Below are 22,441 nucleotides of genomic sequence, written 5' to 3'. Positions count from 1 at the left end.
GGGTGATTTCGGCGCCCGACCACGACGTTTGTGCACAAACGTCACGATTTCGCGCCCGCCGCCCCGAACCCGGCGGCGCCTCTCAGAGTCGCTCGACGACCCAGTCGATGCAGGCGGTGAGCGCCTCGATGTCGGCAGGGTCGACGGCGGGGTACATCGCGATCCGCAGCTGGTTGCGGCCGAGCTTGCGGTAGGGCTCGGTGTCGACGATCCCGTTGGCGCGCAGCGCCGCGGCGACGGCGTCGGCGGAGATGGACTCGTCGAAGTCGATGGTGCCGATGACCAGCGAGCGGTGGCTCGGGTCGGCGACGTACGGCGTGGTGTAGGCCGTCTTCTCGGCCCAGCCGTAGAGCGCGTCGGACGACGCGGTGGTCCGCTCCACCATGCCGGCGAGGCCGCCGTTGGCGAACATCCAGTCGAGCTGCTCGGCCATCAGGAACAGGGTGGCCACCGACGGGGTGTTGTAGGTCTGGTTCTTGCGGGAGTTGTCGATCGCCGTCGGCAGGTCGAAGAACGCCGGCACGTAGCGCTCCGAGGCGGCGATCTCCGCGGCCCGCTCCAACGCCGCCGGGGACATCAACGCCAGCCACAGGCCGCCGTCGGAGGCGAAGCACTTCTGCGGGGCGAAGTAGTAGGCGTCGGCCTGGTGGACGTCGACGGGCAGGCCGCCGGCGCCGGAGGTCGCGTCGACCAGCACCAGCGCGCCGTCGGTGCCCTCGGGCCGGAGGACCGGTGCCATCACGGCGGTCGAGGTCTCGTTGTGCGCCCACGCGTAGACGTCGACGCCGTCCTCGGCGACCGCGACGGGTCGCGAGCCGGGCTCGGCCTTGAGCACGGAGGGGTCGGCCAGCCAGGGCGCCGCGGCCGCGGCCGCCGCGAACTTCGAGGAGAACTCACCGAAGGACAGGTGCTGGCTCTTCTCGCGGATCAGCCCGAACGCAGCGATGTCCCAGAACGCCGTCGCCCCGCCGTTGCCGAGCACCACCTCGTAGCCCTCGGGCAGCGAGAACAGCGACGCCAGACCCTCGCGGACCCGGCCCACGACGCTCCGCACCGGCGCCTGCCGGTGAGAGGTGCCCATCAGCGTGGCGCCGGTGGCGGCCAGCGCGGAGAGGTGCTCGGGCTGGATCTTCGAGGGCCCCGCCCCGAAGCGGCCGTCGGCGGGCTTGAGGTCGGTGGGGATCTGCAGGGGGGCGCCGTTCGCGGCGTCGTTCATCGGGCAGCCTTTCGCGAGTCTGAGCGGGTGCCTGACGACGCTGTCGGCGGGTCTATTGTGACACCCCGGCCCGTCCGAGCGCGAAAGGGGGACCCGCCGTGAACGCCGCCGTGGACGACCCGCCCGCGCCGCCGGAGCCGGGCACCGAGTGGGTGATCCGGCAGCTGCCGATCACCCACCCCGACGCCGCGCTGCTGGTCGCCGAGGTGCAGGCGGAGTACGTCGTCCGCTACGGCGGCCCCGACAGCACCCCGCTGCAGCCCCACATGTTCGACCCGCCCGCGGGCGCGTTCTTCGTGGTCTACGACCCGGCGCGGGACGACTCCGGTGCGGGCTCGGGGATGCGACCGGTGGCCACCGGCGCCTGGCGGCGTCGTACCGACGTCGAGGCGTTCGGCAGCACCGACGCCGCCGAGGTGAAGCGGATGTTCGTCACCGCCAGCCATCGCGGTCGCGGCCTCGGGCACGTGGTGCTGGCCCATCTCGAGGCCACCGCCCGCGACGCCGGAGCCGAGGTGATGATCCTGGAGACCGGCACCGCCCAGCCGGAGGCGATGGGCCTCTACGAGTCGGCGGGCTACACCTCGATCCCGGGCTTCGGCCACTACGCCTGGTCGCCGAAGAACCGCTGCTACGCCAAGCCGCTGCGCTGAGCCGGCGGCCCACCCGGCGCCCCCTCACCAGTCGGCGAAGTCCTGTTCCACGATCGCCCGGTCCTCGGGGTCGGCGATGGTGACCGAGGTCGCGGCGTCCCAGGCGGCCGCCGCCGCGTCGGACCGGCCGAGCGCACGCAGGGCGCGGGCGTGTGCCTCGTGGGCATAGGCGAGGTCGAAGTCGCCGAGGCCGTGGGTGGCGCAGAGCGCCAGACAGGCCTCCGCGCTCACCAACGCGCGCTCCGGCTGGCCGGTGGCGAGGAGCGCCTTGGCCACGAGATGGGTCGCCCGCGCCTCGTTGACGGGGCCCGCTGAGGGAGTGCGGGCCCAGTGGTAGGCCGCGGCGTACGCCGTCCGCAGCAGCGACTCGTCGCGTGCCGGAGAGCGCGGTTCGTCGAGAAGACCGAAGGCGGCGTTGTTGGCCTCGACGCCCTGCCGGCGATGCCAGTCCGCCTCGGGTGGCGTGTCGGTCGCGGAGAGATCGACGGCGGGGAGCGTCCGCCCCGTCTCCAGCAGCGTCTTCAGCCCGTCGAGGACCCACACCCACCCGTCCTTGACGTGTGCCCAGGTGAGCGGTGAGCCCGCGAGATCGCCATGGACCAGCCGGACCCGGGTGAGCCCCTCCCCGACCTGCTCGACCGTCCACTCGACGCGGCTCGGCGGCTCGGCGGCCAGCGCCGCGTCGTAGAGCACCCGCCGGGTCAGCACGAAGCGTCCGGGTGTGCCGTCGCCCGGCGGCGTCATCTCCTCGACCACGCCGTCGACGGAGTCGCGACCCTCCGGCATGACGACGGTGCGGTATCCCTGCCCGGCGGTGGGCGGCTCCACGAACCGGGTGGAGTGGAAGTACTGCTCGGTCCACTCCGAGTCGGTGATCGCGGTCCACACGCGGTCGGCGTCGGCCGCGATGAAGATCTGGTAGACGTGCGCGGTGATGGCCATCAGGCATGCTCCTGCCGGTCGACGGGCGGTGGGTCCTCGACCTGCTGCTGCAGGCCGACGAGCGCCGCGGTGAACCGGCCGGCGTACTTGCTGATCCAGCGGTTGGCGACCTGCTCGATCGGGACCGGGTTGAGGTGGAGGCGCTTGTGCCGGCCGTCGCGAACGGTCACCACGAGGTTGGCCTCCTCGAGGACGCCGAGGTGCTTCATCACGCCGAACCTGGTCATCTCGTCGGCGAACCGCGCGCAGAGCTCGCCGACCGTCTGCCCGTCCTGCGCGAACAGGGCGTCGAGGATCCGCCGCCGGGTCGGGTCGGCGAGGGCTCGGAAGACGGCGTCCACCCGCGCAAATTATGTGACCAGATGGTCACATGTCAAGGTCCCTAGACTGCTCGTCCATGGGACTCTTCGGCGGCGAGACCTCACGAGACGAGCTGATCAGGCTCGAGGCGCGGGTGGCCGCGCTGGAGGCGACAGTGGCTCGGCTGACGGGTGGCCTCGGCGCGGTCCCGGCGCCGGTGGTGACCGGGTCTGCGCTAAGTGGTCCTGGGGCCGCTGCGGGGGTCGAGCCGTGGGCGGCCGAGGCCCGGTCGCTGAAGGACGCCGGCCAGGCGATCGCCGCCATCAAGCTGGTGCGGGAGCGCACCGGCTGCGGCCTGAAGGAGGCCAAGGACCTCGTCGACCGGCTGTGACGGACGCGAGGGGCGCCGGTCTCCGTAGGATCGGGGCATGGCTCGTCCGCTGATGCTCTACGACGCCGACTGCGGCTTCTGCGCGAGGACCGCGCGGCGGGTGCCGCTGCTGCGGGTCGACGTCGACATCGCGGCGATCCAGCAGACCGACCTGGTGGCCGCGGGCGTCGACGCCGGGCGGGCGGTGCGGGAGATGCCGTTCGTGGGCGCCGACGGGGTGGTGGCCTACGGGCACCGGGCCTGGGCGGGGGTCCTGCTGACCGGACCGGTGCCGGTGCGGTGGGTCGGCCGGATGCTCGGCTCGCGGGCGATGGCTCCGGTCGCCGGCCGGGTCTATCGGTGGGTGGCCGAGCACCGCTCGTCGCTGCCGGGTGGCACGCCCTCCTGCGCGCTCGACGACGCCTGACTCCCGGCCGCCCGGTGGGTCTACCCGACCGGTGCTTGCTCGCCGGGGGCGCGTCGTCTACTGGTGCGTACGACGAGGTCTACTGGTGCGTACGACGCACCTGACGCGTCGTACGCACCAGTAGACATCCCCGCGCGGCCGCCCCGCGCCACCGCACCTCGCGGGCCGCCGTCGCGGGACGTCATCCGCGCCGGTCGCCGGAGCGGCCGACTGGGATGACGTCCGTTCAGCCGGACCTCCCGGCGCGCCAGGTCGTCGCGTCGACGGCGTAGACCACCTCGCCCTGCTCCCACCCGGGCAGCGGCTGGTCCCACTCGCCGACGTAGGTCCGTTCGTAGGTCATCCCGAGCTTCTCCATCACCCGACGAGACGCCACGTTCGCGGCCATCGTCTCGGCCCAGACCCGGACGAGACCCCGTCGCCGAGCGAGCTCGAGCAGCGCCGCCGCGCCCTCGGTCGCGTAGCCGTTGCCCCAGGCGCGCTTGGCCAGCCGCCAGCCGAGCTCGGCCGCGTCGGCGCCTTCGGGACGCAGCGCCAATCGACCGACGAACCCGGACCCGGCGAAGGCTGCCCAGTAGCCCAGGCCGCGCGGCCACTCCCGGGTCCACCGCGGCATCCACTCCTCGACGACCTCGTCGCGGGTCAGCGCGCGACCGGTGATGAACCGCATCACCTCGGGGTCGGCGCACAGGGCGACGAGGTCGTCGGTGTGGCCGTCGGTGATCGGCTCCAGCCGGAGCCGCTCGGTGTGCAGGGTCGGGCGGGTCAGCCCGCCCACTCGGCCTCCCAGCCCTCGACCGACGAGGCGGGACGGGAGGCCGGGCCGGCGTAGACGGCGGAGGGTCGGATCAGCCGTCCGGTGCGCTTCTGCTCGAGGATGTGCGCCGACCAGCCGCCGGTGCGGGCGCAGGTGAACATCGAGGTGAACATGGCGGCGGGCACCTGGGCGAAGTCGAGCACGATCGCCGCCCAGAACTCCACGTTGGTCTCCAGCACCCGGTCGGGGCGCCGGGCCCGCAGCTCGGACAACGCGGCCTTCTCGAGGGCCTCGGCGACCTCGTAGCGGGGTGCGCCCAGCTCCTGAGCGGTACGCCGGAGCACGCGAGCCCGCGGGTCCTCCGCGCGGTAGACGCGGTGCCCGAAGCCCATCAGCCGCTCACCGTTGTCGAGCAGCTCCCTGACGTAGGGCTCGGCGTCGCCGCGGCGCTCGACCTCCTCGATCATCCCGAGCACCCGGGACGGCGCGCCGCCGTGGAGCGGGCCGCTCATCGCGCCGATGGCGCCCGACATCGCGGCGGCCACGTCGGCGCCGGTCGAGGTGATGACGCGGGCGGTGAAGGTCGAGGCGTTCATGCCGTGCTCGGCGGCCGACGACCAGTAGGCGTCGATCGCCCTGGTGTGCTTGGGGTCGGCCTCGCCGCGCCAGCGGATCAGGAACTTCTCCGCCAGCGTCGCACCCTGGTCGACCACGCTCTGGGTGACCACCGGCTTGCCCAGCCCGCGCGCCGACTGGGCGGCGTACGACAGCACCATGACGGCGACCCGGGACAGGTCGAGCCGTGCCTGCTCGTCGGAGATGTCGTAGGTCTGCCCCATCCCGAGCATCGGCGCCAGCATCGCCACGCTCGCCTGCACGTCGGCGCGCACGTCGCCGGTGTGGATGGCGATGTTGTAGGGCTCCGCCGGTGGCAGGCCCGGCTCGTAGCTGCCGTCGACGAGCAGGCCCCAGACCTTCTCGAAGGGCACCCGCCCGACCAGCTCCTCGATGTCGACGCCGCGGTAGCGCAGCGCCGACCCTTCCTTGTCGGGCTCGGCGATCTGGGTCTCGAAGGCGACGACGCCCTCCAGGCCGTGCTGTACCTCGGTCATGGGTGGCATTCTGCACCCGGACCGCCCCGGAGCGCTCGGGACGCCCCTGGCTGGTCGTGGCAGCGGCCCACCCGGCGCGGGCTAGGGTGCCGCCATGGACTTCGGGAAGCTCTTCGGCGACCTCGATCTCGACCGGCTCGAGGAGGTCGTCGGGCTGGTCACCGAGCACCGCGACGTCCTGGCCCGGCTCGGCGAGCTGCCGGCGTACCTCGGCCGGTTGGCCGACGGGCTCGCCGGCGCCGGCGAGCAGGCCCGGTCGGCGGCCGTCGCGCTGGTCGGAGAGGACGGTGCGTCGGGCGTCCGCTCGACACTGGCCGAGGCCGGCGACGCGCTCGGCACCATCGTGACCTCGGTCGGCGCCGGCGCCCAGCGGCTGGCCGACGCGGCGGAGAGCGCCGGCAAGGTGCCGTTGATGGACGGCCCCGCCGAGCGGCTCGCGGGCGTCGCCGCGGAGATGGGCGACACGACCGACAAGCTGGGCGACCTGTCCGCGGCGATGGGCGTCATCGCCGACACCCTCGGCGAGGTCGGGGTGGCGCTGCGCCGGCTGGGGGAGCACCTCGACGAGTCGGGCGCGCAGGCCCGCGGGTTCGCGGACCTGGGCTGAGCGAGCAGAGGCGATCATGGGCAGCGGCGGTGGGGAGCGGCACGACTGGTCGTCGCTGCGGGCGGACTACGCGCGCGGCGGGCTCTCGGAGGCCGACCTGGCCGACGACCCGTTCGAGATGTTCCACCGCTGGCTGGCCGACGCGATCGAGGCGCAGCTGCCCGAGCCCAACGCGATGGTGGTGGCCACCGCGTCGCCGGCCGGCGTGCCGTCGGTGCGGATGGTGCTGCTCAAGGGGGTCACGCCCGACGGCTTCGTGTTCTTCACCAACCTGTGGTCGCGCAAGGGTGAGGAGCTGCGAGCGAACCCCGCCTGTGCGCTGCTGTTCCCCTGGCATCCCGTCGAGCGACAGATCCGCGTCGAGGGCGTCGCCTCGGTCTTGGACGACGAGGAGGTGGCGGCCTACTTCGCCACCCGCCCCCGCGGCGCCCGGATCGGCGCGTGGGCCTCGAAGCAGTCCCGCGAGGTCGCCGGTCGCGAGGAGCTCGCCACCGCCTACGCCGCCGTCGAGGACCGCTTCGGAGCGGGCGACGAGGGTGCCGAGGTGCCCGTGCCCCCGGAGTGGGGCGGCTTCCGGGTGCGGCCCGACTCCTTCGAGTTCTGGCAGGGTCGTCCGGGTCGGATGCACGACCGCCTCGTCTACCGTCGTACGCCGGCCGCCGGCGGCGGCGGCGCCTCGGCCCCCGCCTGGACCACCCACCGCCTCGCCCCCTGACCGCGACATGCGCCAAATGGCCCCGCGACATGCCTCGAATGGTCGCGCCACATGCGCCCCATGGCCCGGCGACATGCGCGGAATGGCCCCGCGACATGCGCGGAATGGCCCCGCGACATGCGCGGAATGGCGGGGTGACCCGGTCGGGTAGGTCGTGGCGCGGGTCGGCCCGTGCCCGCCGGCATCACGCCCGGCCAGTCCGAGGGTGGCGGCGGGCGGGTCGCGCATCTGGTTGCGCCATGTCCCGCATGTCGCGGGGCCGTTTCCCGCATGTCGCGGGGCCATTTCCTGCATGTCGGGAAAACGACTTGTGAGTGAGTGCTCACCATTTAGTCTGACGGGCGTGAGTCCGAGAGCCGCCGATGACGCCCGACGAGCGGCGCGGGGCCATCGTCGAGGCCGTCGTCCCGCTGATCCTCGAGTCGGGCACGATGCCGACCACCAGGGAGATCGCCCGGGCGGCGGGGGTGGCCGAGGGGACGATCTTCCGGGTGTTCGACGACAAGACCGCCCTCCTGTGGGCGGTGACCAAGCACGTCCTCTCCCCGCCGCCGGGGGCCGACGCCGTGCGCGCGATCAGCGGTGAGGCGGACCTGGTCGACGTCCTCACGACCGTGGTCGAGCGGATCCAGGGCAACATGCGCCGGGTCGGCACGATCATGATGGTGCTGCGCCAGCAGATGGCCGGCCAGACCCACGACAAGATGCCCGACGGTCCGCCCGCCTTCCTGATCGAGGCCAACCAGCTGCTGCTCGACCGGCTCACCCTCGTCTTCGAGAAGTACGCCGACCAGCTGGTCGTCGACCCGCGCACCGCGGCGCTGGCCCTGCGCAGCCTGGTCTTCGGCGCCCACCACCCGGGCATGGCCGGCGACCCGCCCCTGGGTGCCGCCCAGATCGCGCTCCTCCTCGTGCACGGCGTCGGCCGCCCCGCCGACCTCGCACCCTCCACCGCCACCAAGGAACCCTCATGCTGATCCGACTCCTCCGGCGCTATCTCGCGCCCTACCGCTCCTGGTTGGCCGCCGTGCTGGCCTTCCAGTTCGTGAGCACCGTCGCGATGCTCTACCTGCCCAGCCTCAACGCCGACATCATCGACAAGGGCGTGACGGTCGGGGACACCGGCGAGATCTGGCGGCTCGGTGGCGAGATGCTCGCCATCTCCGTCGTCCAGGTGCTCTGCTCGGTCGGCGCCGTCTACTTCGGCGCCCGCACGGCGATGGCGCTGGGACGCGACGTGCGCCGCGACCTCTTCCACACCGTGGGCTCCTTCTCCCAGCGCGAGCTCAACACCTTCGGCGCGCCCAGCCTGATCACCCGCAGCACCAACGACGTCCAGCAAGTCCAGATGCTCGTCCAGATGGGCGCGACGATGGCGATCGCCGCACCGATCATGATGGTCGGCGGCATCCTGATGGCGATGCGCCAGGACCTCGGCCTCTCCTGGCTGTTCGCGGTCGTGGTGCCGGTGCTCTTCCTCGCGGTCGGCTTCGTGGTGAGCCGGATGGTGCCGGCGTTCCGGCAGATGCAGGGCCGCATCGACCAGGTCAACCGGGTGCTCCGCGAGCAGATCACCGGCGTGCGGGTGGTCCGGGCGTTCGTCCGCGAGCCGCTGGAGCGCGACCGGTTCGACCAGGCCAACACCGAGCTGACCGAGGTGGCGCTCACCTCAGGTCGCTGGATGGCCACGATGTTCCCGTTGGTGATGCTGGTCGTGAACGTCTCGAGCGTCGCCGTCCTCTGGTTCGGCGGTCATCGGGTCGACTCCGGTGAGATGCAGGTCGGCTCGCTGACGGCGTTCCTGAGCTATCTAATGCAGATCCTGATGTCGGTGATGATGGCGACCTTCATGCTGATGATGGTCCCGCGCTCCTCGGTCAGCTCCGACCGGATCATGGAGGTGCTCGACACCGAGTCCTCGGTGCGACCTCCCGAGGAGCCCGTCGAGCCGACGGGGGTGCGCGGCAGTCTCGAGCTCGAGGGGGTGGCCTTCTCCTACCCCGGTGCCGACCATCCCGTCCTCCACGACATCAGCTTCCGCGCCGACCCCGGGCAGACGGTGGCGGTGATCGGCTCCACCGGCGCCGGCAAGACCTCCCTGGTCAACCTGGTCCCGCGGCTCTTCGACGCGACCGAGGGGGAGGTGCGCGTCGACGGGGTCGACGTACGCCGGCTGGCGCCGGAGGTGCTCTGGCGAGCGATCGGGCTGGTCCCGCAGAAGGCGTTCCTCTTCACCGGCACGGTGCGCAGCAACCTGCAGCACGGCAACCCCGACGCCACCGACGAGGAGCTGTGGGAGGCGTTGCGGATCGCCCAGGCCGACGACTTCGTGCGCGCGATGCCCGAGGGTCTCGACGCGCCGATCGCCCAGGGCGGCACCAACGTCTCCGGCGGGCAGCGACAGCGGCTGGCCATCGCCCGCGCGGTCTGTCGAAGGCCCGAGATCTACCTCTTCGACGACGCGTTCTCCGCGCTCGACCTGGCGACCGACGCCCGGCTCCGCGCGGCGCTGCGGCCGGTGACCCGCGATGCCACCGTGCTGATCGTCGCCCAGCGGGTCTCCACGATCCGCGACGCCGACCTGATCCTGGTCCTCGAGGACGGTGCGGTCGTCGGCTCCGGCACCCATGACGAGCTGCTGGCCGGCAACCCGACCTACCAGGAGATCGTCGCCTCCCAGCTGAGCGCGGAGGAGGCGGCATGAGCCAGCAGACGCCCGCCCCGCAGGCCCGGGGGGAGATGAAGCAGACCGAGCGGATCACCCAGGGTCCCGGACCCGGCCGTGGCCCGTTCGGCGGCGGCATGGTCGGCCAGAAGGCGATCACCTTCGGCCCGTCCGCCAAGCGGCTGGTCAGCCGGATGGCCCCGTCGAAGGTCAAGGCGATCGCGGTCGTCGTCCTCGCGGTGGTCTCGGTGACCATGATGTCCTTCGGTCCCCGGGTGCTCGGGCACGCCACCAACCTGATCTTCTCCGGGCTGATCGGGAAGATGCTGGCCCAGCAGGGTGTGCCCGAGGGGACGCCCGCCTCCCAGGTCGCCGACCAGCTGCGGTCGCAGGGGGAGACGAAGTACGCCGACATGATCTCGTCGATGGACGTCGTCGTCGGTCGTGGCGTCGACTTCACCGCCGTCGCGCAGGTGCTCGGCTGGGTGCTGCTGATCTACGCCGTCGCCTCGGTGCTCGGCTGGCTCCAGGGCTACCTCCTCAACGACGTCGTGCAGCGCACGATCTACGACATGCGCCAGGAGGTCGAGGAGAAGATCCACCGCCTCCCGCTGCAGTTCTTCGACCAGCAGCCGCGCGGCGAGCTGCTGTCGCGGGTGACCAACGACATCGACAACGTCAGCCAGTCGCTGCAGCAGACGATGAGCCAGCTGCTCACCTCGCTGCTGACCGTGGTCGCGGTGATCTCGATGATGGTGTGGATCAGCCCACTGCTGGCGCTGGTGGCGTTGGTCTCGGTGCCGATCACGATGGTGGTCGCGGCCCAGATCATGAAGCGCTCGCAAGGCCTCTTCGTGGCCCAGTGGCGGCGTACCGGAGTCCTCAACGCGCACGTCGAGGAGACCTTCTCGGGCCACGCGCTGGTCAAGGTCTTCGGTCGTCAGGGCGAGGTCGAGCGGGTCTTCGCCGAGGAGAACGACGAGCTGTTCCGGGCGTCGTTCGGGGCCCAGTTCGTGAGCGGCCTGATCATGCCGGTGATGTTCTTCATCGGGAACCTCAACTACGTCGTGATCGCCGTGCTCGGCGGCATGCGGGTGGCGTCGGGGACGATGAGCCTCGGCGACGTGCAGGCGTTCATCCAGTACACCCGCCAGTTCAACCAGCCGCTCTCCCAGGTGGCCTCGATGGCCAACCTGCTGCAGTCGGGCGTCGCCTCGGCCGAGCGGGTCTTCGAGCTGCTCGACGCCGACGAACAGGTGCCCGAGCTCGACGGCGCTCCCGCGGCCGGCACCCGACGGGGCGAGGTGCGGTTCGAGAACGTGTCCTTCTCCTACGACCCGCAGCGGCCGCTGATCCGCGACCTGTCCCTGGTCGCCGACCCTGGTCACACGGTGGCGATCGTGGGGCCGACCGGGGCCGGCAAGACCACGCTGGTCAACCTGGTGATGCGGTTCTACGAGATCGACGGCGGCCGGATCACCCTCGACGGCGTGGACATCGCCGCGATGCCGCGGGCGGCACTGCGGCACGGGATCGGCATGGTGCTGCAGGACACCTGGCTGTTCGCCGGCACCATCCGCGACAACATCGCCTACGGCCGACCCGAGGCCACCGAGGAGGAGATCCTCGCGGCGGCGCGGGCGACGTTCGTCGACCGGTTCGTGCACTCGCTGCCCGACGGCTACGACACGATGATCGACGACGAGGGGTCCAACCTGTCGGCCGGTGAGCGGCAGCTGGTCACGATCGCCCGGGCGTTCCTGTCGGAGCCGGCGCTGCTGATCCTCGACGAGGCGACCTCCTCGGTCGACACCCGCACCGAGCTGCTGCTGCAGCAGGCGATGAACGCGCTGCGCAGCGACCGGACGTCGTTCGTGATCGCCCACCGGCTCTCCACGATCCGCGACGCCGACCTGATCCTGGTGATGGAGGACGGCGCGATCGTCGAGCAGGGGCGCCACGAGGAGCTGCTCGAGGCCGACGGCGCCTATGCCCGGCTCTATCGCTCGCAGTTCACCGGCGTCGGCGAGGAGGTCGTGGCCTAGGGCGCCCGGTCACCTGGGCGGCGCCCAGAGCGGGTCGCGGCCGAGGAAGGCCATCAACCGGTCGCCGGGCGAGGCGTCGTCCGGCGCCGGGACCGCCGGGCCGTACTGCCCGGAGCTCCGGAGCACTTCCTCGACCCCGGTCAGCCCGGCCAGCAGCTCCTCGGCGACGTCGGGGTCGAGCGGGTCGGACCCTCCTGCGGCACGGGCCAGGTCCCAGGTGTGCAGGAGCACGTCGGTCGTGTAGAAGCGGTCGATCGCCTCGGCCAGCGGCAGGTCGCCGGTGTGCGGGTTGCTGAGCGCGCGGTCGGCGGTGGTCGGGTCGTCCAGCAGCGCCTGGACGTCGGCCGCCCGCTGCTCCCAGGCCGACACCGGGTCGTCGAGCGAACGCGCCGCGAGCTCGACGCCGGCGGACCCCGACAGGAAGCCGCCGAGCCACTCGAGCAGGTGGCCGACGACCTCGCGGGCGGTCCACTCGGGCACCGGGGAGCGCGCGTCCCAGTCACCGACCTGGCGGGCGACCTCGGCGAACCGGCCGGCCACGGCTCGGTGTCGGGAGGCGGGCTCTGCGGGGAGGGTCATCGGCGTCTCCAGGCGGGGGTGGAGTGAGCATCGTGACGGCCCGACCTCCTGGTTGTCAACCATATGGTTGAACAAGAAAGTCCCTTGAGTGGGCGGATCACCGCGCCTACCGTGGTCGCACACGGGAAAGGAGGTGGTCCGAGGAATGAATTCTCAAAGGACGCGTGAGGTGGCTGCCCGCTAGCAGCGCCCGGCCGGTGCGCGAGCTTCGACTGGGCCACGCGCTGGCGAATCCATCGCAGTCACCCGACCCGCAGGCGATCCGGGAACGTCCCCCGGACGGCGTCCCACGACCATGTCGTGGACGTCAACGCCTGCGGGTCGCTGCGTTCGGTCACAGGGGCCACGCGGACCAGTCGAGCCGGTCGGCGTACTCCTGCTCGAAGTCGGCGAGCAGCGCGGCCCAGGCGAGCGTGTCGACCGGGCGCAGCCGCCGGCGCAGGATGGTGGGACCGTCGTCGCCCTCCATCGCCCCGGCGACGAGGGGCCCGAGCAGGGAGCGGGCCCGCTCGCTGCGCCGCACGGTGTCCATCAGCGAGGTGATCATCGCCGGCTGGAGGAACGCGCCCTGCATCTTCTGTCGGTGGGCGCCACGGTCGTTGCTGGAGCGCAGCAGGCCCTCGGGGCCGCAGGCGGTGTCGAGCACCTCGCGGTAGTAGGCGTGCTGCTGCTTGTCGGCGAGCGGCACCGAGAGCGCGGCGCGGACGACGGCGGGGTGCGTGAAGGGCATCCACACCTCGGTCTCCGGGCCGACCAGCTGCCGCGCGGCCGAGGTGACGGCCCGGTTCTGGCGGGTGAGCAGCTGCAGCAGGGTTTCCCGGTTGGGCCGGTCGGCCACCGTCGCGGCCAGCTCGGCGTACGCCGCCATGGTGGCGTCGAGCAGCAGTGGCGCGGCCTGCGTGGACACGAAGTCGAGGCGCTTGCCGCCCATGCCGAAGAACAGGGAGGACGGCCAGGGGAGCTCGCCGGCGGCCGCCTTGCCGGCCATGTCGGCGCGCAGCAGCAGGTCTCCGTAGCCCCCGTCGACGACCGGGAGCGGCTGACCGCGCAGCTCCTCGGTGAGCGCGAAGATCCAGGTGTGCATCCAGGTCTGGAAGTCGAGCCGGCGGCGCACGGCCGCCTGGTGAGCCGCCCAGTCGCGGCCGTGCGGGAGCACCATCCGCTGCGGGACGCCGAGTGAGTCGGCGACCCGCACCGCCCAGACCAGGTCCTTCTCCCGCGGGTGGTACTGGTAGGTCGTCCAGGCCTCGACGGGATGCCCGCGCCGCAGGGCGAGCGAGGTCAGCACGCGCGAGTCCCAGCCGCCGCTGAGGGTCACCACGAGGGGGTCGTCGCCGGCCGGGATCGCCGCGGCGATCACCTCGGTCATCTCGGCCGGCTTCGTCGGCGTCGACGGTACGTCGTCCCACAGGGGCGGCGCGGTGCGGCGGGCGAGCGTGCCGTGGGCGGTCACCGTCCAGGCCTCGCCCGCGGTGAGCCGGCGTACCTCCCGCACCGGCGTCGCGGCGCCGACGGGTGCGCCGACGGTCAGGATGGCTCCCCAGGCGCTGACGTCGGGGGTGAGCGGTCCGTCGTCGAGCACCATCAGGGGGTGCAGCCGGGTGCTGAGGTAGACCGCGTCGCCGACCCGGCGCGCGTAGAGGTCCTGCAGGGCCAGTCCGTCGGCATGCACGACCCCGCCGTCCGTGCACACCGTCACTCCCGGGGCGCACGCCTCGTTGGCGGCGCTCTGCCACGACGTCGGGCGCACCTCGGGCGCCGACGCCGCCCAGGTCCAGCCGCGGGTGTCTCCCGCGGTCCAGGTCGCCAGCCCGGGGCCGCCCCACACCTGCAGGGCGGGGGTCGCCACGACGGGTCCGAGGCCGGGGGAGGCGGCCAGCAGGCGGCCGGTCAGCGTGGGGTCGGGTCGGCCGAGGGCGGCCACCACGTCAGGGCGCGACGAACCGCCGAGATGCGACCGGACGGCGACCACGCCGGGCAGCATAACCTCGACCCGACAAGTTGCCTTCGACAACCAATCCGGATAAGGTTGCCGGCGACAACCACCTCCGACCTCGTGGAAGAAGACCGAGTGACCGCCACCCAGCCCTCCGCGCCGCCCGCACCGACGGCGTCCTCCGGGGACGCCGCCCCGACCGCGCTCGCGCCGATGACCCACCGCGAGGTGCTCGAGGCGCTCACCGGGCTGCTGCTCGCGATGTTCGTCGCGATGCTGTCCAGCACCGTGGTGTCCAACGCGCTCCCGCGCATCGTCACCGACCTCCACGGCAGCCAGACCGGCTACACCTGGGTCGTCGTCGCGACCCTGCTCACGATGACGGCCACCACCCCGATCTGGGGCAAGCTGGCCGATCAGTTCTCCAAGAAGCTGCTCGTCCAGTCGGCGCTGGTGATCTACTCCGTCGGCTCCCTGATCGCCGCGACCGCGCCGTCGATGGGCGTCCTGATCGGCGCCCGTGCCGTCCAGGGCCTCGGCGTCGGTGGCCTCACCGCGCTCGTGCAGGTGGTGATCGCGAGCATGGTGTCGCCGCGCGAGCGGGGGCGCTACGCCGGCTACATCGGGGCGACCTTCGCGCTGGCCACGGTGTCCGGTCCGCTCGTCGGAGGCGTGCTGGTCGACAGCGTCGGCTGGCGCTGGTGCTTCTACGTCGGCCTGCCGTTCGCGGCGCTGGCCTTCGTGGTGCTGCAGCGGACCCTGCACCTGCCCGTGGTGCGTCGCGAGGTGCACATCGACTACCTCGGCGCCACCCTGCTCGTGGGCGGCGTCAGCCTGCTCCTGGTGTGGGTCTCGCTGGCCGGCAACCAGTTCGGCTGGACCTCGGGCACCAGCCTCGCCCTCGTCGCCTCCGGCCTCCTCGTCGTGGCGGCGGCGGTCCTCGTCGAGGCCAGGTTCGCCCGCGAGCCGGTGATCCCGTTGCGGCTCTTCCGCGACCGCACCACCGCGCTGGCGACGGTCGCCTCGGTGCTGGTCGGCGTCGCGATGTTCGGCGCGACGGTCTATCTCTCGCAGTACTTCCAGCTCGCCCGCGGCATGTCGCCCACCCACGCCGGGCTGATGTCGGTGTGCATGGTCGGCGGTCTGCTCGTCAGCAGCATCGTGTCCGGGCGCACCATCACCCGCACCGGACGCTGGAAGCGGTTCCTGGTCGGGGGCATGGTGCTGGTCATCACCGGCATGGCGCTGCTGTCGACCATCGACGAGAAGACCGCCCTGTGGCAGGTCGGCGTCTTCATGGCGGTGCTCGGGCTCGGGCTCGGGGCGACGATGCAGAACCTCGTGCTCGCCGTCCAGAACAACGCCGCGCACGCCGACATGGGCGCGGCCAGTGCCGTGGTGACGTTCTTCCGCTCGATGGGCGGCTCGATCGGGGTCTCGGCGCTCGGCGCCGTGCTCAGCCACCGGGTCGCCGCGACCGTGACCTCCGGCCTGCAGCAGATGGGTGTCGCGACGAGCTCGAACGAGAGCCATACGATCCCCGACCTGGCGACGCTGCCGGCGCCGGTCCGGGCGCTCTTCGAGCACGCCTTCGGCGCGGCGACCGGTGACCTGTTCCTGATCGCGGTGCCGTTCGCCGTGCTCGCGCTGGGCGCGGTGCTGCTGATCCGGGAGGTGCCGCTGCGGACCACCATCCTCAAGGACGACGAGCTGGCGCCCGAGGTGTCCGCCGAGCTCGGCGTCGACCAGCCCGGAGGCGTGCGGTGAGTCAGCGCGACGACCTCATGGGCGGCCTCGAGGGCGAGTTCGGGGTGCTGCTGCACCGGCTGCGCCGGGTCGTGGCCGACCGGGCCCGCGCGGTCCACCCGGACCTGACCGGGGCGTCGTACCTGCTCCTCGGGCATCTGCTCGAACACGGCCCGATGCGCTCCTCCTGCCTGGTGGAGACCTTCGGTGTCGACAAGGGCGCGGTCAGCCGTCAGGTCCGCCAGCTGCTCGACCTCGGACTCGTCGAGCGGCGGCCCGACCCCGAGGACGGCCGGGCCCAGCTGGTGGCGGTCAGCGAGTCGGCGCGTGAGGCCCTGGTCGAGGTGTCCGGGCAGCGTCGCAAGCTGCTGGCCGACCGGCTCTCGGACTGGACGGAGGACGACCTCAGGGGCTTCGTGTCCGTCCTCGGCCGCTACAACGCGGCGCTGGCCGACTAGCCACCAGGGCGGCGGCCGCCGGCGGACCCGCGGATGGTGTCAGCCGCGCAGCCAGGCCGCGGTGTGGGGGCGCAGCCGGTGCCCGTCGAGCGGGCCGCTGCTGAGGAGGGGCACGCCGTCGGGCAGCAGCACCTCCGTCGCGCCGCAGTTGACGACCGCGGTCAGGGCTCCGTGCCGGAACGCCAGCACCTGCGGGCCGAGGTCGAGCAGCTCCACCTCGGCGCCGGCGGCGTCGGTCGCGAACTCCCGCCGCAGCCGCAGCGCCCGGCGATAGAGCTCCAACGTCGAGCTCGGGTCGCCGTGCTGCCGCTCCACCGTCAGCGGACCCCAGTCGGCAGGCTGCGGGATCCAGGGAGCACCCGGACCGGGCCCGAAGGCGTACGGCGGCGCGCTGCCGCTCCACGGCATCGGGACGCGGCAGCCGTCACGGCCCGGCTTCCCGGTGCGGAACCACGAGGGGTCCTGGCGGTGCTCCGGTGCCACGTCGACCTCGGGGAGGCCGAGCTCCTCGCCCTGGTAGAGGTACGCCGCCCCGGGCAGGGCCAGGGTGGCCAGCGCGGCGGCTCGTGCGCGGGCCAGCCCGGTCGGGCCGCCGCCGTAGCGTGTCACGCTGCGGACGACGTCGTGGTTGTTGAGCACCCAGGTGGGCCAGGCGCCGACGGCGCGCGTCGCCTCGATCGTGTCGGTGATGACCCGGCGGAACGCGGCGGCGTCCCAGTCGGCCAGCAGCCAGTCGAAGTTGAAGGTCTGCTGGAGCTCGTCGGCGCGCACGTACGCCGCGGTGTGGGCCGGGCTGCGGGTCCATGCCTCGGCGACCGCCATGGCGCCGTACTCCTCGAGGATCGGGTGCCAGGTGCGGTAGACGTCGTGCACCTCGGGCTGGTCCCACATCGGCTCGTCGACCTCGTGGGCGCCGACCTGGAAGCGGTCGGGCTCCTCGTGGTGCTGCGCGGCCGCCGCGATCGAGGGAGCCTCGCGGGTCTGGTCGCGCAGGCTCTCCTCCTTGAGCAGTCCGTGGGCGACGTCGACGCGGAAGCCGTCGGCCCCGCGGTCGAGCCAGAACCGCAGCACGTCCTGGAACATCGCGTTGACCTCGGGGTTGCGCCAGTCGAGGTCGGGCTGGCTGGTGTCGAACAGGTGGAGGTACCACTGGTCGGTCTCGCCCACGCGGGTCCAGGCCGGCCCGCCGAACACCGACTGCCAGTTGTTGGGAGGGAGCTCCGCGTGCTCGCCCCGGCCGGTGCGGAAGAGGTAGCGGGCGCGCTCGGGCGAGCCGGGCTCGGCGGCGAGGGCGGCCCGGAACCACGCGTGGTCCCAGGAGGTGTGGTTGGGCACCAGGTCGACGACGACCTTCAGGCCGAGCTCATGGGCGCGGGCGATGAGTCGGTCGGCGTCGTCGAGGGTGCCGAAGAGCCGGTCGACGTCGCGGTAGTCGGCGACGTCGTAGCCGTGGTCGTGCTGCGGTGAGGTGTAGAACGGCGTCAGCCAGACGGCGTCGGCGCCCAGGTCCTTGACGTGGGTCAGGTGGGCGGTGATGCCGGCGAGGTCGCCGATGCCGTCGCCGCTGCTGTCGGCGAAGGAGCGGACATAGACCTGGTAGACCACCGCGTGACGCCACCACGGCGTGGGCTGTGGATCGTTCACATGCGACACGCGAGCATCCTTCGGGAGGGGCCGGGGCTGCGTCAAGGCGGGACCGCGTCGCGTCAGAACGTGGACGGGTCGATGGTGATCCACACGTGCTCGGCGCGGCCGACGACGCGACCGTCGGGGTCGTAGAGCGTGCTGGCGGTGAAGGTCTTGCGCCCGTCGGTGCCGCGCACCTCGCCGACGGCGACGTGCCGGTCGCCGACGTGGGGGAGGGCGTCGACGGCGGCGGTCATCCGGCCGAGCACCATGGGCCGGTCGGCGACGTCGGCAGCCCAGCCGCCGACGCAGTCGAGCGCCGCCCAGGTCACCGGTCCGGTGGCCCGTCCGGGTCGGTCGGGGTCGGCGACGGAGTCGTCGGGCGTCCAGGTGGCGGCGACCCGGTTGGCCGCGACGAAGCCCGGGAAGATCCGCAGGCCGTCGCCGGGCTCCCGGCCGGTGCCGCAGGAGAAGCAGGTGGGGAACGGGTGGCTGCGCAGGCCGGCGTACGTCGTCTCCGCGGCGCGGGCGACCTCGGGAAGCACCGCCTCGACGGCCACCAGCCCGTCGGCGACGGCACGGGCCTCGGCGACGGCCCGCTCCTCGAGCCGGGCGGTCAGCCGCCCGTCGGCGGGCTCGACCGGCATCGCGAGCTCCAGTGGCGGGGGCATGCGCAGCGTCACCTCCACCGCGTCGCCCTCGCCCAGCAGCTCGGCGAGCGCGCCGGCCGTCCACCCGCCGTTGCCGGACTCGGCCGGACCGCGGAACCTCCGCGGGACCACGAGCACCTTCACCCGAGCGCCTCCCTCGTGTCGGTCATGTCGCCCGGATCCGTTCGTAGCGCGCCAGCGACTCGTCGCGCTCGGTGGCGTGGTCGACGATCGGCGCGGGGTAGCCGGCGACCTGGCCGGGCTCGTGCGGGTCGGCCACGTCGGCCAGCTCCGGCACCCACCGTCGCACGTAGTCGCCGTCGGGGTCGAACCGCCGGCCCTGGGTGGTCGGGTTGAAGATCCGGAAGTAGGGCGCCGCGTCGGTGCCGCAGCCGGCGACCCACTGCCACCCGTGCTGGTTGGAGGCGAGGTCGCCGTCGACGAGGTGCTCCATGAAGTGCCGGGCACCGTGCTGCCACTCGACGTGGAGGTCCTTGACGAGGAAGGACGCGACGATCATCCGGACCCGGTTGTGCATCCAGCCGGTCCGGGCCAGCTGGCGCATGCCGGCGTCGACGATGGGATAGCCCGTGCGGCCGTCCTTCCAGGCCTGTAGCTGCTCGCCGGGGTCGTCGTAGTCCATCCGCGCGAACTCGGACCGCAGGTAGTCGCGCGCGGAGTCGGGGCGGTGGAACAGCACGTCGGCATAGAACTCCCGCCAGGCGAGCTCCTTGCGGAAGGTCTCGGCGCCCTTCGACCGCTTGCGACCGAGGTCGGCGAGCAGGGTGCGTGGATGGATCTCGCCCCACTTCAGGTGCACCGAGAGCCGCGAGGTGGCGTCGAGGTCGGGCCGGTCGCGGTCGGCGGCGTAGTCGTCGACCGAGGAGTCGAAGAACTCCCGCCACCGGCGCCGCGCGGCCTGCTCGCCCGCCTCCGGCAGCTCCATCTCCGCCCGCAGGCCGGGGTCGGGCAGCTGTGCCGAGCGGGACATCTCCAACCAGGTCGAGTGCCGAGGCGCGTCGACCGGCCCGCGCCAGCCGTGGGCCGCCCAGGCCTTCGAGAACGGCGTGTAGACGCGATAGGCGTTGCCCTCCTGGTTGCGCACCCGCCCCGGCGCCACGGCGTACGGCGACCCGGTGCGGACCAGCTCGATGTCGTGCTCGGCCAGCGCCCGTTCGGCGGCCTCGTCGCGACGCGCGCCGTAGGGGCCGTAGTCGGCGGCGATGTGCACCCGCCGGGCGTCCACCTCGCGAGCGGCGGCCACGACCCGGCTGACCGGATCGCCGTGGGTGAGGACCAACCGCCCGCTCAGCTCGCGCAGGCTCTCGTCGAGCGCGCGCAGCGAGGCGGCGAGGTAGACCCGACGGGGTGAGCCGCTGGGCCGCCACAGCGCGTCGTCGACGACGAAGAGCGGCAGCACGGCGCCGTCGGAGCAGGCCTCGAGCAGTGCCGGGTTGTCGCCCAGTCGCAGGTCGCGGCGGAACCACATCACGGCAGCGGTCGGAGAGGCCATCGACGCCCACTCTGCCAGCACCCCCGTCAGGTGGGCCTGCACGCTGACGGCGGATGAGTAACAATGTGCCGCGTGAGCGACCTCATCGACACCACGGAGATGTACCTCCGCACCATCTACGAGCTGGTCGAGGAGGGGATCGTCCCGCTCCGGGCCCGGATCGCGGAGCGGCTGCACCAGTCGGGACCGACGGTGTCCCAGACGGTGGCCCGGATGGAGCGCGACGGGCTGGTCACCGTGGAGGGCGACCGTCATCTCGAGCTGACGGCCGAGGGGATGCGGCTGGCGACCCGGGTGATGCGCAAGCACCGGTTGGCCGAGCGGCTCCTCACCGACGTGATCGGTCTCGAGTGGGAGCTGGTGCACGCGGAGGCGTGCCGGTGGGAGCACGTCATGTCCGAGAACGTCGAGCGCCGGCTGCTCGAGCTCCTCGACAACCCCACCGAGTCGCCGTACGGCAACCCGATCCCGGGCCTCGACGAGCTCGGCCAGTCGCAGGTCGGTGAGGACTTCATGGACGGTGTCGTGGCGCTCTCGCAGGCCGCGCGCGGGCAGCGGTCCCGGGTGCTGGTGCGCCGGATCTCCGAGGAGATGCAGAAAGACGAGGAGCTGATGAGCACCCTGCGGCGGATCGGCGCGCTGCCCGACAAGACCGTCGCGGTGTCCACCACCGAGGACGGCATCCTCGTCGGCTCCGGCGGCGAGACCGCGGAGATCGACGTGACCGCGGCCGAGCACATCTTCGTCAAGCGCCTCTGAGCGATAGTCCGCTACGTTCCGCACCACTCGGGGCCGGGCGACCGGTGCCGAACGTAGCGGACTATCGGCGAGCCTGAGCCGCCAGCGCCGGCAGGAAGTCCGAGCAGCCGACGTCGAGGCGGAGGTCGGCCAGCTCGTCGCCGCGGGTGGCGCCCCGGTTGACGATCACCACGGGTACGCCGGCCCGGGCAGCCCGCCGCACGAAGCGCAGCCCGCTCATCACCGCCAGCGACGAGCCGGCCACCAGCAGCGCGCCGCCCTCGTCGCCCAGCGCGTCGACCGCGGCGAAGCAGCGCTCGACGCGGTCGGCGGGGACGTTCTCCCCGAAGAACACCACGTGCGGCTTGAGCACCCCGCCGCAGCTCTCGCACGCCGGCACCACGAAGTCGGAGGTCTCCTCCAGCTCCACGTCGCCGTCGGGTCGGGCGAGCACGTCGGCGAAGCGCTGGAGGTGGCCAGGGTTGAGCCGGCCCATCCGGTCTTGGAGCGCGCTCCGCTCCGTGACCGCCCCGCAGCCGAGGCAGACGACCTCGGAGATCCGGCCGTGCAGGGCGACCAGGGTGGTGCTGCCGGCCCGTTCGTGGAGGCCGTCGACGTTCTGGGTGATGAGCAGGCGCAGGGCGCCGGCACCGTCGAGGCCGGCCAGCGCCATGTGCCCGGGGTTGGGGTCGGCCTGGTGCATCCGGGCCCAGCCGAGGTGGGACCGTGCCCAGTAGCGCTGTCGTGCGGGAGGCCCGCTGACGAACTCCTGGTAGGTCATCGGGGTGCGCGCCGTCGACCCGGGCCCGCGGTAGTCCGGGATGCCCGAGTCGGTCGACAGGCCCGCGCCGGTGAGCACGACCAGGGGGCGCCCGGCCAGCAGGTCGAGCGCCGCGGCCGTGGCGTCGTACGACGTGAGGGTCATGCGCGGCTCACCCGGGCGTACCTCGCCTCCGCGCGGGCTCGGGCCTTGGCCGCCTCGACCTCGCGGTCCTTGGGCGGCGCGGTGGTCACCAGCTGGTCGAGCAGCCACTGGGTGGTCGCCGCCACCTCGGCGACGGCCGCGTCGAACGCCGCCTGGTTGGCCTGGGAGGGCCGGGTCGCGCCGCTGACCTTGCGGACGTACTGGAGGGCGGCCGCGGAGACCTCGTCACGGGTCGCCGGTGGCTCGAAGTTGTGCAGGGTGCGGATGTTGCGACACATGCGGTCGAGGGTACGCCGGGGTGCCCGACGTGGCCCCGTGTCGCCACTCCGCGCATCTCGTGGGGCCGGATCCCGCATCTCGCCCCGCCATCTTGCGCATCTCGTGGGGCCGGATCCCGCATCTCGTGGGGCCATTTCCCGCATGTCGGGGACGGGAGTGCCGGTTCGCGGTGGTCGGCGGGA

The 22,441-nt window shown here is 72.7% G+C and carries 23 protein-coding genes; 11 read left to right on the top strand and 12 right to left on the bottom strand.

Annotated features, from left to right (window positions below; genetic code table 11):
• Positions 1 to 82: 82 nt before the first annotated feature.
• The gene (gene serC, locus R2740_RS15410; protein ID WP_371303580.1) at positions 83 to 1,216 is read right to left on the bottom strand and encodes a phosphoserine transaminase; all 1,134 of its coding nucleotides are present in this window, start codon (positions 1,214 to 1,216) and stop codon (positions 83 to 85) included.
• A gap of 98 nt (positions 1,217 to 1,314) precedes the next feature.
• On the opposite strand from serC, the gene R2740_RS15405 reads away from it, so the two are divergent.
• A complete protein-coding gene (locus R2740_RS15405; RefSeq protein WP_371303579.1) occupies positions 1,315 to 1,869 on the top strand; it encodes a GNAT family N-acetyltransferase in 555 nt (184 codons plus the stop codon).
• Between the two features lie 24 nt (positions 1,870 to 1,893).
• On the opposite strand, the gene R2740_RS15400 is transcribed toward R2740_RS15405, so the two are convergent.
• A complete protein-coding gene (locus R2740_RS15400; RefSeq protein WP_371303578.1) occupies positions 1,894 to 2,811 on the bottom strand; it encodes an SRPBCC domain-containing protein in 918 nt (305 codons plus the stop codon).
• On the bottom strand, positions 2,811 to 3,152 hold the full coding sequence (locus R2740_RS15395; protein WP_371303577.1) for an ArsR/SmtB family transcription factor: 342 nt from the start codon (positions 3,150 to 3,152) through the stop codon (positions 2,811 to 2,813). The genes R2740_RS15400 and R2740_RS15395 overlap by 1 nt, the downstream gene beginning before the upstream one ends.
• A gap of 56 nt (positions 3,153 to 3,208) precedes the next feature.
• Between R2740_RS15395 and R2740_RS15390 the strand changes: the two genes are divergently transcribed.
• Together R2740_RS15390 and R2740_RS15385 are read left to right on the top strand one after the other, a co-directional pair.
• Entirely contained in the window at positions 3,209 to 3,502 is a 294-nt protein-coding gene (locus tag R2740_RS15390) for a ribosomal protein L7/L12 (protein ID WP_371303576.1), read from the top strand.
• A gap of 37 nt (positions 3,503 to 3,539) precedes the next feature.
• Positions 3,540 to 3,908: a thiol-disulfide oxidoreductase DCC family protein gene (locus tag R2740_RS15385; RefSeq protein WP_371303575.1), complete on the top strand. Its 369-nt coding sequence runs from the start codon at positions 3,540 to 3,542 to the stop codon at positions 3,906 to 3,908.
• Positions 3,909 to 4,134: 226 nt separating this feature from the next.
• Here R2740_RS15385 and R2740_RS15380 read toward each other — a convergent pair whose 3' ends face one another.
• Positions 4,135 to 4,686 carry a GNAT family N-acetyltransferase gene (locus R2740_RS15380; RefSeq protein WP_371303574.1) on the bottom strand — a complete coding sequence of 184 codons (552 nt, stop codon included), beginning with the start codon at positions 4,684 to 4,686 and terminating at the stop codon, positions 4,135 to 4,137.
• Positions 4,674 to 5,777 carry a citrate synthase 2 gene (locus R2740_RS15375; RefSeq protein ID WP_371303573.1) on the bottom strand — a complete coding sequence of 368 codons (1,104 nt, stop codon included), beginning with the start codon at positions 5,775 to 5,777 and terminating at the stop codon, positions 4,674 to 4,676. The genes R2740_RS15380 and R2740_RS15375 overlap by 13 nt, the downstream gene beginning before the upstream one ends.
• A gap of 94 nt (positions 5,778 to 5,871) precedes the next feature.
• Here R2740_RS15375 and R2740_RS15370 point away from each other — a divergent pair, with 94 nt between their 5' ends.
• The 5 genes from R2740_RS15370 to R2740_RS15350 all read left to right on the top strand — a co-directional run bounded on the left by R2740_RS15370 (position 5,872) and on the right by R2740_RS15350 (position 11,809).
• Positions 5,872 to 6,384 carry a hypothetical protein gene (locus R2740_RS15370; protein WP_371303572.1) on the top strand — a complete coding sequence of 171 codons (513 nt, stop codon included), beginning with the start codon at positions 5,872 to 5,874 and terminating at the stop codon, positions 6,382 to 6,384.
• Positions 6,385 to 6,400: 16 nt separating this feature from the next.
• On the top strand, positions 6,401 to 7,099 hold the full coding sequence (gene pdxH, locus R2740_RS15365) for a pyridoxamine 5'-phosphate oxidase (RefSeq protein WP_371303571.1): 699 nt from the start codon (positions 6,401 to 6,403) through the stop codon (positions 7,097 to 7,099).
• A gap of 362 nt (positions 7,100 to 7,461) precedes the next feature.
• Positions 7,462 to 8,076 carry a TetR/AcrR family transcriptional regulator gene (locus tag R2740_RS15360; protein ID WP_371303570.1) on the top strand — a complete coding sequence of 205 codons (615 nt, stop codon included), beginning with the start codon at positions 7,462 to 7,464 and terminating at the stop codon, positions 8,074 to 8,076.
• The gene (locus tag R2740_RS15355) at positions 8,070 to 9,803 is read left to right on the top strand and encodes an ABC transporter ATP-binding protein (protein ID WP_371303569.1); all 1,734 of its coding nucleotides are present in this window, start codon (positions 8,070 to 8,072) and stop codon (positions 9,801 to 9,803) included. The genes R2740_RS15360 and R2740_RS15355 overlap by 7 nt, the downstream gene beginning before the upstream one ends.
• On the top strand, positions 9,800 to 11,809 hold the full coding sequence (locus R2740_RS15350) for an ABC transporter ATP-binding protein (protein ID WP_371303568.1): 2,010 nt from the start codon (positions 9,800 to 9,802) through the stop codon (positions 11,807 to 11,809). The genes R2740_RS15355 and R2740_RS15350 overlap by 4 nt, the downstream gene beginning before the upstream one ends.
• 9 nt (positions 11,810 to 11,818) lie before the next feature.
• Here the strand turns inward: R2740_RS15350 and R2740_RS15345 are convergent, their stop codons facing one another.
• A complete protein-coding gene (locus R2740_RS15345; RefSeq protein ID WP_371303567.1) occupies positions 11,819 to 12,388 on the bottom strand; it encodes a TIGR03086 family metal-binding protein in 570 nt (189 codons plus the stop codon).
• Positions 12,389 to 12,722: 334 nt separating this feature from the next.
• Positions 12,723 to 14,360, bottom strand: a complete 1,638-nt coding sequence (locus R2740_RS15340; RefSeq protein WP_371303566.1) for an asparagine synthase-related protein — start codon at positions 14,358 to 14,360, stop codon at positions 12,723 to 12,725.
• 99 nt (positions 14,361 to 14,459) lie between these two features.
• On the opposite strand from R2740_RS15340, the gene R2740_RS15335 reads away from it, so the two are divergent.
• Complete coding sequence (locus tag R2740_RS15335; RefSeq protein ID WP_371303565.1) at positions 14,460 to 16,091, top strand: MDR family MFS transporter; 1,632 nt, start codon at positions 14,460 to 14,462, stop codon at positions 16,089 to 16,091.
• Entirely contained in the window at positions 16,088 to 16,528 is a 441-nt protein-coding gene (locus R2740_RS15330; RefSeq protein ID WP_371303564.1) for a MarR family winged helix-turn-helix transcriptional regulator, read from the top strand. Before R2740_RS15335 ends, R2740_RS15330 begins: the two co-directional genes overlap by 4 nt.
• A 39-nt stretch (positions 16,529 to 16,567) precedes the next feature.
• Here R2740_RS15330 and R2740_RS15325 read toward each other — a convergent pair whose 3' ends face one another.
• From R2740_RS15325 to R2740_RS15315, 3 genes are read right to left on the bottom strand one after another with little or no spacing between them, the layout of a single operon-like run.
• Positions 16,568 to 18,181 (bottom strand): glycoside hydrolase family 13 protein, encoded by a 1,614-nt coding sequence (locus tag R2740_RS15325; protein WP_371303563.1) that lies wholly within the window; start codon positions 18,179 to 18,181, stop codon positions 16,568 to 16,570.
• Positions 18,182 to 18,234: 53 nt separating this feature from the next.
• Positions 18,235 to 18,948, bottom strand: a complete 714-nt coding sequence (locus R2740_RS15320; protein ID WP_371303562.1) for a hypothetical protein — start codon at positions 18,946 to 18,948, stop codon at positions 18,235 to 18,237.
• A 22-nt stretch (positions 18,949 to 18,970) separates the two neighbouring features.
• The gene (locus tag R2740_RS15315; RefSeq protein WP_371303561.1) at positions 18,971 to 20,317 is read right to left on the bottom strand and encodes a deoxyribodipyrimidine photo-lyase; all 1,347 of its coding nucleotides are present in this window, start codon (positions 20,315 to 20,317) and stop codon (positions 18,971 to 18,973) included.
• Positions 20,318 to 20,389: 72 nt separating this feature from the next.
• Here R2740_RS15315 and R2740_RS15310 point away from each other — a divergent pair, with 72 nt between their 5' ends.
• The gene (locus R2740_RS15310; protein ID WP_371303560.1) at positions 20,390 to 21,076 is read left to right on the top strand and encodes a metal-dependent transcriptional regulator; all 687 of its coding nucleotides are present in this window, start codon (positions 20,390 to 20,392) and stop codon (positions 21,074 to 21,076) included.
• Between the two features lie 61 nt (positions 21,077 to 21,137).
• On the opposite strand, the gene R2740_RS15305 is transcribed toward R2740_RS15310, so the two are convergent.
• Positions 21,138 to 21,980: an NAD-dependent protein deacetylase gene (locus R2740_RS15305; protein WP_371303559.1), complete on the bottom strand. Its 843-nt coding sequence runs from the start codon at positions 21,978 to 21,980 to the stop codon at positions 21,138 to 21,140.
• Complete coding sequence (locus tag R2740_RS15300) at positions 21,977 to 22,258, bottom strand: DUF2277 domain-containing protein (protein ID WP_371303558.1); 282 nt, start codon at positions 22,256 to 22,258, stop codon at positions 21,977 to 21,979. Before R2740_RS15300 ends, R2740_RS15305 begins: the two co-directional genes overlap by 4 nt.
• Positions 22,259 to 22,441 lie beyond the last annotated feature (183 nt).

The organism is Nocardioides sp. (assembly GCF_041393715.1).
Lineage (GTDB): Bacteria > Actinomycetota > Actinomycetes > Propionibacteriales > Nocardioidaceae > Nocardioides.
This window is presented reverse-complemented; position numbering and strand designations above follow the sequence as displayed.

What these genes read in the sequence shown, in the direction of transcription:
- serC (WP_371303580.1), bottom strand. Translation starts at nt 1,216, where the DNA reads ATGAACGACGCCGCGAACGGCGCCCCCCTGCAGATCCCCACCGACCTC.
- R2740_RS15400 (WP_371303578.1), bottom strand. Translation starts at nt 2,811, where the DNA reads ATGGCCATCACCGCGCACGTCTACCAGATCTTCATCGCGGCCGACGCC.
- R2740_RS15390 (WP_371303576.1), top strand. Translation starts at nt 3,209, where the DNA reads ATGGGACTCTTCGGCGGCGAGACCTCACGAGACGAGCTGATCAGGCTC.
- R2740_RS15385 (WP_371303575.1), top strand. Translation starts at nt 3,540, where the DNA reads ATGGCTCGTCCGCTGATGCTCTACGACGCCGACTGCGGCTTCTGCGCG.
- R2740_RS15375 (WP_371303573.1), bottom strand. Translation starts at nt 5,777, where the DNA reads ATGACCGAGGTACAGCACGGCCTGGAGGGCGTCGTCGCCTTCGAGACC.
- R2740_RS15370 (WP_371303572.1), top strand. Translation starts at nt 5,872, where the DNA reads ATGGACTTCGGGAAGCTCTTCGGCGACCTCGATCTCGACCGGCTCGAG.
- pdxH (WP_371303571.1), top strand. Translation starts at nt 6,401, where the DNA reads ATGGGCAGCGGCGGTGGGGAGCGGCACGACTGGTCGTCGCTGCGGGCG.
- R2740_RS15360 (WP_371303570.1), top strand. Translation starts at nt 7,462, where the DNA reads ATGACGCCCGACGAGCGGCGCGGGGCCATCGTCGAGGCCGTCGTCCCG.
- R2740_RS15355 (WP_371303569.1), top strand. Translation starts at nt 8,070, where the DNA reads ATGCTGATCCGACTCCTCCGGCGCTATCTCGCGCCCTACCGCTCCTGG.
- R2740_RS15350 (WP_371303568.1), top strand. Translation starts at nt 9,800, where the DNA reads ATGAGCCAGCAGACGCCCGCCCCGCAGGCCCGGGGGGAGATGAAGCAG.
- R2740_RS15345 (WP_371303567.1), bottom strand. Translation starts at nt 12,388, where the DNA reads ATGACCCTCCCCGCAGAGCCCGCCTCCCGACACCGAGCCGTGGCCGGC.
- R2740_RS15315 (WP_371303561.1), bottom strand. Translation starts at nt 20,317, where the DNA reads ATGGCCTCTCCGACCGCTGCCGTGATGTGGTTCCGCCGCGACCTGCGA.
- R2740_RS15305 (WP_371303559.1), bottom strand. Translation starts at nt 21,980, where the DNA reads ATGACCCTCACGTCGTACGACGCCACGGCCGCGGCGCTCGACCTGCTG.
- R2740_RS15300 (WP_371303558.1), bottom strand. Translation starts at nt 22,258, where the DNA reads ATGTGTCGCAACATCCGCACCCTGCACAACTTCGAGCCACCGGCGACC.